The organism is Komagataeibacter xylinus (genome assembly GCF_004302915.1).
GTDB lineage: Bacteria > Pseudomonadota > Alphaproteobacteria > Acetobacterales > Acetobacteraceae > Komagataeibacter > Komagataeibacter xylinus_C.
The window spans coordinates 1-1,261 of the sequence record NZ_QQBI01000096.1 but is presented as its reverse complement, the minus strand read 5'-3'; the positions used below and the strand labels follow the sequence as shown (position 1 = coordinate 1,261).

Here is a 1,261-nt window from a genome sequence, read left to right as displayed (position 1 = left end):
CCACCGTATCGAGATCATGTTCGGCAGGCTCAAGGACTGGAGACGGGTCGCAACACGCTATGACAGATGCCCGACCGCCTTCTTCTCGGCAGTCTGCCTCGCCGCAACCGTCTTGTTCTGGCTATGAGTCCTGAGCCTAATTTCAAGCCAATTAAAATACAATAGACGCGATCCACGCCGGGAAACAGAAACTCTCGGGGCGATCAATAACCGCGTCACGCAGCGGGTAAGGACATTGCCTGCGTCTCAGACCTACGCCGTATCAGCGCGCTTTGTTGGCATAACAAATATTATAGAACGTCTTGTGTTCTAAGATAGAGAGGGTACGATATTTCCCATGAGACGGCAGAACTAATCTCCCCCGCAGATTTGGAGCGTGTCTGACCATACCCGGCCTCTGGCTGTGTGGTCCAGGATCATCTTACGCCATTCCACTAGCAGGTGATCGGCAAGCATAAATCCGCCTTAAATCAGGAGTGAACCGTATCGCGACAAGGGCGGGCATGTAGAGCGTCTGCCGAATATAAGTGCACTCACGGCTTATGAAGCTTTTCCCTGCTGCGCGCCCGACTGGCGTGGAAAAGGCGGCATTCAGGCAAGAGAGCCGCAGCCTGCGTTTCGTCCATGGCTCCAAGTTCAGGCATATCGCCAAGAAGCGTTTGTTACCGCCACGGATCAGGGTATCCTGCTGCTTCCGCATGCATCCATCCTATCTTGCGCGGTTCGTTGCCAATCAGGACATAGAGAAAGGCACACATCGACATCGCAACGCGTTTCTGCGTAAACAGCGGCGCGATCCGCTCCTTTGCTGCCCGTGACCCTGCCCCCTGAAATGCCCTCGATTTGAAGTAAGGTCTGTCCATAGGAGACAGACGATGAAGGAAGCACGTTTCACGCAGGAGCAGATCATCGGGATCCTGAAGGAGCATCAGGCGGGCGCTACGGCGACCGATCTGTGCCGCAGGCATGGGATCAGCGATGCGACCTTCTGCACGTGGCGATCGAAATACGGCGGGATGGAAGTGTCCGAAGCGCGGCGGCTCAAGGCTCTTGAAGAGGAGAACGCGAAGCTGAAGCGGCTTCTGGCGGAGAGCGTGATGGACGTCTTGACCCTGAAAGACCTGCTGGCAAAAAACTAGTGACGCCCGGTTTGCAGCGGGAGGCCGTGACCTGGGCGATGACTGAACGGGATTACTTCTGTGGTTGCCGTCCGTTATGCAAGAGTTTTCTGACCCATATTGACGTGTGATCGTGTGCGGTC

At 55.6% G+C, this 1,261-nt stretch carries 3 pseudogenes; 2 read left to right on the top strand and 1 reads right to left on the bottom strand.

Annotated features, from left to right (window positions below):
* A pseudogene (locus DV027_RS18010) lies at window positions 1–127 on the top strand (IS5/IS1182 family transposase); the annotation flags it as partial.
* A 538-nt stretch (window positions 128–665) separates the two neighbouring features.
* Here the strand turns inward: DV027_RS18010 and DV027_RS17290 are convergent.
* Window positions 666–863 (bottom strand): annotated as a pseudogene (locus DV027_RS17290) (hypothetical protein); the annotation flags it as partial.
* A gap of 12 nt (window positions 864–875) precedes the next feature.
* On the opposite strand from DV027_RS17290, the pseudogene DV027_RS17285 reads away from it, so the two are divergent.
* Window positions 876–1,195 (top strand): annotated as a pseudogene (locus tag DV027_RS17285) (transposase); the annotation flags it as partial.
* Window positions 1,196–1,261: the final 66 nt, after the last annotated feature.